Origin of the sequence: Streptomyces poriferorum (assembly GCF_019399235.1) — a bacterium.
GTDB classification, from domain to species: domain Bacteria; phylum Actinomycetota; class Actinomycetes; order Streptomycetales; family Streptomycetaceae; genus Streptomyces; species Streptomyces poriferorum.
The window spans coordinates 47025-54638 of sequence record NZ_JAELVH010000009.1 but is presented as its reverse complement, the minus strand read 5'-3'; the positions used below and the strand labels follow the sequence as shown (position 1 = coordinate 54638).

General features: G+C 68.9%; 4 protein-coding genes. 3 read left to right on the top strand and 1 reads right to left on the bottom strand.

Annotation, left to right across the window (positions count from 1 at the left end; all coding sequences use genetic code 11):
- Positions 1-5 precede the first annotated feature (5 nt).
- The gene (locus JGS39_RS03300; RefSeq protein ID WP_219567154.1) at positions 6-1556 is read left to right on the top strand and encodes an ArnT family glycosyltransferase; all 1551 of its coding nucleotides are present in this window, start codon (positions 6-8) and stop codon (positions 1554-1556) included.
- A gap of 117 nt (positions 1557-1673) precedes the next feature.
- On the opposite strand, the gene JGS39_RS03295 is transcribed toward JGS39_RS03300, so the two are convergent.
- Positions 1674-2687 carry a multicopper oxidase domain-containing protein gene (locus JGS39_RS03295; protein ID WP_219567149.1) on the bottom strand — a complete coding sequence of 338 codons (1014 nt, stop codon included), beginning with the start codon at positions 2685-2687 and terminating at the stop codon, positions 1674-1676.
- 199 nt (positions 2688-2886) lie between these two features.
- Between JGS39_RS03295 and JGS39_RS03290 the strand changes: the two genes are divergently transcribed.
- Both JGS39_RS03290 and JGS39_RS03285 read left to right on the top strand, forming a co-directional pair.
- Complete coding sequence (locus JGS39_RS03290) at positions 2887-5379, top strand: ThuA domain-containing protein (protein ID WP_236062921.1); 2493 nt, start codon at positions 2887-2889, stop codon at positions 5377-5379.
- Positions 5380-5453: 74 nt separating this feature from the next.
- Entirely contained in the window at positions 5454-7613 is a 2160-nt protein-coding gene (locus JGS39_RS03285) for an OmpL47-type beta-barrel domain-containing protein (protein WP_236062934.1), read from the top strand.
- The last annotated feature ends 1 nt before the right edge of the window (position 7614 follow it).

Here is a 7614-nt window from a genome sequence, read left to right as displayed (position 1 = left end):
CGGCAATGGTGGACGAGGTGGGCGCAGCCCGGACGGACAAGACAGGCAGGACCGGGGGTGACAACGGGCCGATCGCCCCGGTGGACCGACGGGTCCTCGCCGTCGCGGGCCTGGTCTTCGCCGTACTGATGGCGTTGTCCACGCGCTACGGATTCCACATCGACGAGCTGTACTTCCTCGACTCCGCCCGGCACCTTCAGGCGAGCTACGTGGACCAGCCCCTGCTGGCCCCACTGCTGGCCCGCGTCTCGCTGTCGCTGTTCGGCGTCTCGGAGGCCGGCCTGCGGCTGTGGCCCGCACTCGCCGCCGCGGGCACGGTGGTCGTGGGCGGGCTGACGGCGCGAGAACTCGGAGGCGCCCGGCGGACCCAGCTCCTCGCCGCGATCGCAACGGCCACCATGCCCGTGCTCCTGGGCGGCGCCCACATCGCCAACACCACGTCGTACGAGGTGCTGGCCTGGGCGGCGATCGCGCTCGTGGTCGTACGGATCGGCCGCACCGGGGACACCCGCTGGTGGCTCGTCGCGGGAGCGCTCATCGGCATCGGCGCGGAGTTCAACCACCTCGCGGGCATCTTCGGCATCGTCCTGCTGGCCGCCATCCTGCTCGGCCCGGCCCGCCGCACGGTGGCCGACCGCTATCTGCTCGCGGGCGCCGGAATCGCCGTGCTGCTCGTCCTGCCCGACCTCTGGTGGCAGGCCCACCACGAGTGGGCCATGTTCGAGATGACGAGGGCGCTGAACGAGAAGAACGGAGGCCCTCAGAAGATCCCCACCTGGATCGTCGGCCAGCTCGCCACGGCCGGTCTGGCCATGGCACTCCTCTGGCCTGCGGGCCTGCGCTTCCTCTGGCGCTCCGGCCGCCCCCTGTGGCAGTGCCTGGTCACCGCGTACGTCGTCCTGTTCCTCCTGTTCGCCGTGACCACCGGCGCCCAGATCTACTACCTGGGCGGACTGTACGTATGTCTGCTGGCGGCCGGAGCGGTAGGACTCGACGCGTGGTTGCACGCCCGCCCCGACCGCCTGCGCGCTCTCATGACCGCGACCGCGGCCTCGACCGCCCTGCTCGCCGTGATCGTCCTGCCGATCCTGCCGCCGGCCTCGATCGCCTGGACCTACGGCATCAGCACGAACTCCGGGGAATCTCTGGGCTGGCCCCAACTCGTCGGCACCGTAAACCAGGTATGGACCGCCCTCCCACCGGAACAGCGCGCCGGAGCGGTGATCCTCGCGGCCGACTACGGCGAGGCCGGTGCCATCAACGAACTCGGCCGCGGCACCGGCCTGCCTCCCGCCGTGAGCGCCCACAACACCGACTGGTGGTGGGGCCCGGGCAACCCGGCGGCCACTACCGTCATAGCCGTAGCTCCCGGCCCCGGCCACGCCCCCGGCTACGCCGCCCAACTCCGCCGGTTCTTCCGCCACGTCACCGTGGCCGCCGACGTCTCCAACCCGTACGGCGTTCACAACGTGGAGTGGGGCGGCCACATCTACCTCTGTACCGGACCCCGCCGCTCCTGGGCCGCGATGTGGCCCCAACTCCGCCACTACGGCTGACAAGTCGCCGGCGTGACACCGCGCTCCCTCTCACGCCGCTGGGCAGCACTTCTCACCGCCGCCCTCCCGATCGAGTACTTCGCACAGTGGCTGTGACGAGCACTCCCGCGACAGGCCTCAGTGGCCCTCGTGCGCCGACGCCTCCTCAGGGGTCTTCGCCTCCGGGGACGACGGCATGGTGTGTCCGTCGTGCCCCGGCACCGTCCCGTCCGCCTTGGCGACCAGCAGCATTCCGGCCATGCCCATGTCGGAGTGGCTCTGCACATGGCAGTGGTACATCCAGGCGCCGGCGCCCACGTGTTCCCCCGCGACGACCTGGAAGCCGAAGGAGTCCGCGGGCCCGACGATCTTCGTGTCGATGACCCGGCTCGGGTCGTCGGGCCCGGTGAGCAGGCCCGTGCGGTTGTCCGCCCAGCGGTGACCGTGGATGTGGAACGTGTGGTAGTACTCGCCGTGCGTGATCATGACGACTTCGAGCCGGTCCCCCACCGTGGCCTCGAAGTCCGGGCTCTTGTCGGCGGGCTTGTTGTTGATCGTCATGTCGTTGAAGACGATCGTGATGGTCTTGTCGGGCAGGATGTCGCCCTTCCGCCGGACGACGACCGGCCCGTACAGCCCCTTGCGGATGCCGCCCGTGCCGTGGTCCGTGCCGACGACGTGGTCGTGGTAGTGCCAGTAGCCCGCGCTGCCCGGCTGCCAGGTGCCGTCCTTGCGCCGGCCCGGGGCGTGGGTGCGCCAGGTGTACGTACGGGTCTCGCCCGGTTCGACGATGCTCCGATTCATGCGGGTGCCGTCGCTGGCGATGTCGTAGTCGACGCCGTGCGCGTGGAGGCTGGCCGCCACGTCCATCGTGTTCTCGAACTCGATGTGCAGGGTGTCGCCTTCGTTGATGTCGATCAACGGCCCGGGGACCGATGCCTTGCCCTTCTCGAACCCGTAGCCCATCGAGCCGTCCGCCAGTTTCTCTGCGTACAGCTTGAGATGGCGGACCACTCCTCCCGCGGGTGCCGTCCGGGGTGGGTTCTCCGCCGAGGTGGCCTCGATCGCACCGAGAGACAACGATGTCACTCCGGTCGCCGCCGCCACCCCGCCGCCCATCAGAACCCGCCGGTTGAAGCTCCTTCGGTCCATGTCGAACTCCCCACTGTGGGATGGATGTTGCGGAGATCGGGCCATACCGTAGCCCGGGCGGCTTCGTTTATCCACACTAAGGACAAAGTTGGTGTCATTGCTGCCATAGCTATTGGCGAGTCGCGAAAAGAGGTCTAGCTTCATGCGCTGTTGCAGTGACCGAAGCTGTTGCAGCGACCAAAGAGGGGTGGGTGACCACATGCAGCGCACACCACATCACAGGTCCGGATCACGACGCGGACTTGCGGCGGCCGTGGCGGCCGGCGCATTGACCGCATCCCTGCTCGGCGGCAACGCCGCCAGCGCCAGAACGGATCCCGGCGCGCCGGAATCCATGGCGACAACGTTGTCCCTGCCGTCGCCACCGGGCGGCGCCAACGTCAAGGTGCTCGTCTTCCACGCCTCCGCCACCGAGGAGTCCCCGACGGTCGACGCCGGGATCGCGGCGATCGAGAAGATCGGGCTCAGCGGGCCGGAGGCGGGCCGGTTCAGAACCGTGGCGTCCGACGACCCGGCCGTGTTCACCAACGGCAAGCAACTCGGAAAGTACAACGCCGTCGTCTTCCTGACGGGCGGCGGCGATGTCCTGGACCCGGAGCAGGAGGCCGGTCTCGAGGCGTACATGGAGGCCGGCGGCGGCTTCCTCGGCATCCATGACGCGGCGCGGACCGAGCCGTACTCCGACTGGTTCACCGGACTGGTCGGTGCGCGTCCGGCGGCCGGAAGCCCCACCTCCGTACAACGTGCGACGGTGGAGATCGGCGACCGGCAGCACCCGGCGACGAAGAACCTGCCGCTGGAGTGGAAGCGCCCGGACAAGTGGCTGAACTGGAAGGACAATCCGTCCGGCGACGTCCACACCGTGGCGCGGGTCCGGGAGATCACGTACAAGCCGGGCACGAGCGCCAACGGCTGGGACCACCCGGTCTCCTGGTGCCGTGACTACGACGGCGGCCGGTCCTTCTACACCGCCATGGGCGGCACGGTCGACAGTTTCGCCGAGGCGGACTTCCGTGACCATCTGCGGGGCGCCCTGGACTGGACGACCCGGATCTCGCAGGCCGACTGCAAGGCGACGATCACCTCCAACTACACGGCGGAGAAGGTGACTCAGCCCAACCAGCCGGGCAAGAACGACCAGATCGGCGAGCCGCACGGCCTGGTGACCGCCCCCGACGGACGGGTGCTGTACATCGGCCGCGGCGGCGCGGACAGCAGCGTGCCGGTCGTCACCGACTGGACCGACCCCGACGTCGGCAAGGGCCTCGGCCAGATCCACGTCTACGACCCGGAGACCAAGAAGGTCACCCTCGCCGGTGAGCTGACGATCTTCGGCAACAAGGGCGGCGGCGACGAACTGGTCAAGGTCGAGGAGGGTCTGCTCGGCATCGAGCTCGACCCGGACTTCGAGAAGAACGGCTGGGTGTACCTGCACTACACACCCCACGACAAGCTCGACCGCGACAAGCAGATGGCGGTCCGTCAGGTCTCCCGTTTCACCCTCGACCTGGCGACGAACAAGCTGGACCTCTCCTCCGAGAAGGTGCTGCTGAAGTGGCCGGTCCAGGTCCACAGCTGCTGCCACGCCGGCGGCGGCATGGCGTGGGACTCCAAGGACAACCTGTACATCGCGACCGGTGACAACAACTCCTCCGGCTTCAGCGACGGTTACTCGGGCAACAACCCGCAGCCCAACTACAAGGGCGTCTCGTTCGCCGACGCCCGCCGCACCGCGGGCAACACGAACAACCTCAACGGGAAGATCCTGCGGATCCACCCCGAGGACGACGGCACGTACACGCTCCCCGCGGGCAACCTCTTCACCGGCAAGGAACCGGACGAGGGCGGCGGCAAGACCCGCGGCGAGATCTATGTGATGGGCGTGCGCAACCCGGCCCGGATCTCCATCGACAAGTCGACCGACACGCTGTACGCGGGCTGGGTCGGCCCCGACGCGGGCGCCCCGAGCACCACCTGGGGTCCGGCCAAGTACGACACGTTCGCCGCGATCACCCAGGCGGGCAACCACGGCTGGCCGTACTGCATGGGCAACAAGCAGCCCTACCGGGACCGCAATCTGCCGGATCCGGGCAAGCCGCTCGGCTGGTACGACTGCGACCACCCCAAGAACGAGTCGCCGAACAACGACGGTCTCGTGAAGCTGCCGCCGATCACCTCCAACACCATCTGGTACTCGCCCCAGGGCGGTGGCGTGGACTATCCGCGCGACGAGAACGGCATCCCGAGCTACAAGGTCGAGGACCAGAAGGAACTCCTGCCCTGGCTCAAGGGCGGCGGCCAGGCCACGATGAACGGCCCGGTCTACCGGTACGACGCGGCGAGCACCAGCGCGGACAAGTGGCCGTCGTACTGGGACGGCAAGTGGTTCGTCGGTGACTTCTACGACGACACCCAGCCGCGGCACGCCGTGCTCACCGACCCGAAGACGGTCGGCAAGGGCGGTCTGCCCACGCACGCGGAGTCCCTGAAGGAGATCATCCCGGTGGGCGCGGACGGCATCCGCAACCTGATGGACTGGAAGTTCGCCCCGGACGGTTCGCTGTACGTCCTGGACTACGGGCGCGGCTTCTTCACCTCCGACTCCAAGTCCGCGCTGTGGCGTGTGACGTACAAGGGCGGCGCGGCGACCCCGGCCGCCAAGGATCTGGCCAGGAAGGCGGCAGTGCAGTGAGTCACCGTTCGATCTTCTTCCGAAGGCGGCTGAGGCCCGCGCGGCTCTGGCTCGCGCTGCTGGGGTCGTTCCTGATGGTGCTGGGGCTGACGTCGACGGCGGCGTACGGCCGTGCGGCGGCGCCGGCGGACGCGGCGGCCGACCAGGTGCTGACCTGGACGGCGGGCAACCCCATCGACCACTACCTCTCCGCGCCGAAGACGGCGGTGGCCGGCAAGGCGACCATCGTCTTCGAGAACAGTGAGGCGACCGGCAACACGACGGGCATGCCGCACACGCTGACCTTCAGCGTGTCGGACCCGGAGTTCAACAACGACGTCCCGCTGAACCTGCTGGCGAACCCGGGCGACGACCAGGACGGCAAGCAGACGGCGGAGGTCACCCTCTCCCCCGGCCGGTACTTCTACCACTGCACCATGCCGGGGCACGAGGCGATGCAGGGCATCCTGACCGTGACCGACGGGGGCGGCGGCGAGGACACCACCGCGCCCGAGACCTCGGCGAAGGTCGACGGCGACAAGAACGCCGACGGCGCGTACATCGGTCAGGCCACGGTCACCCTCGCCGCCACCGACGAGGGCTCGGGCGTCGACACCGTCGAGTACGCGGTCGGGGCGGACGGCGCCTGGCAGCCGTACACGGTGCCGGTCGTCGTGAACGAGGTCGGCTCGCACGCCATCCGGTACCGGGCCACCGACAAGGCGGGCAACGCGGCCGCGGAGAAGACGGCCGAGTTCACGGTCGCCGCTCCGCCGACGGACGACACGACGGCGCCCGAGACCTCGGCGACCGTGTCCGGGGAGAAGGACGACCAGGGCCGGTACCTGGGCATGGCGACGGTCACCGTCACCGCGTCCGACACAGGTTCGGGCGTCAACACCATCGAGTACGCGCTCGGGGCGGACGGCGCCTGGCAGGCGTACGCCGGTCCCGTGATGGTCCACGCGGTGGGGGCGCAGAAGGTCCGCTACCGGGCCACCGACAAGGCCGGCAACGCGGCCGCGGAGAAGGCGGTGGACTTCACCGTCGTCGAGCCTCCCACCCAGGACACGACGGCGCCCGAGACGTCCGCGAAGGTCGAGGGCGACAAGAACTCGGACGGCGCCTACCTCACCAGCGCCAAGGTGACGGTCACCGCGACCGACGCCGACAGCGGGGTGGACAAGGTCGAGTACTCCCTGGACGGCGGCCCGTACCTCGCGTACACGGCCACCGTCATCGTCGACCGGATCGGCTACCACACGGTCGCCCACCGGGCCACGGACAAGGCGGGGAACACCTCCGAGGCGAAGCAGACGTCGTTCACCATCGCGCAGAGCGGCGGCGTCCCGGCGCCCAACTGCCCGGAGTTCGACGAACGTCTCACCGTCATCGTGGGCACCGTCGACACCGGGGTCCCCAACCGCATCACCGGAAACCGCTGCACGATCAACGAGCTGATCGAGGACGAGAAGGACTGGTCCTCGCACGCGCTGTTCCTCAAGCACGTCGACAAGGTCCTCGACAAGCTGCTCACCGCCGGGGTGATCGACGCCCGCGAGCACAAGAAGATCTACCGGGCGGCCAAGCAGTCCGGCATCGGCAAGCCGGGCCAGGACGAGGGCTACAGCAAGCTCTTCGACGGCACGGCCGCCTCGCTCGCCAAGTGGCAGCAGGTGGGTGGCGGGCAGTTCGCGCTCAACGAGGCGGACAGCTCGATCACCAGTTCCACCACGGTGGACGGCATGGGCATGCTGTGGTTCCCGGGCCGCCAGTACGGGGACTTCTCGCTGAAGCTCCAGTGGCGGGACGACGCGCCCGGCACGGGCAACGCCAACGGCGGGGTGTTCGTACGCTTCCCGAACGTCCACGACAATCCGGAGGAGCCGAATCCGGAGTGGGTCGCCATCAAGTACGGCCATGAGATCCAGGTCAACGACCGGCCGGACGGCGACATGTACAAGACCGGATCCGTCTACGGATTCGACCGGGTGGGTCTCGCGGGCGCCGGGGTCACCCCCAAGGGCACCTGGAACGACTACGAGATCCGGGTGGTGGACCAGCACTACTCGATCTACCGCAACGGTGTCCTGCTCAACGAGTTCGACAACACCGGCGGTCAGGTCTTCGAGCCGCCGCGGGGTGACGACCCGGGCACCGACGGCCGGCGGTACGCCTCCGGCTACATCGGGCTCCAGGTCCACAGCACCTCGGACGTGATCTCCTACCGGGACATCCGGATCAAGGAGCTGTAGC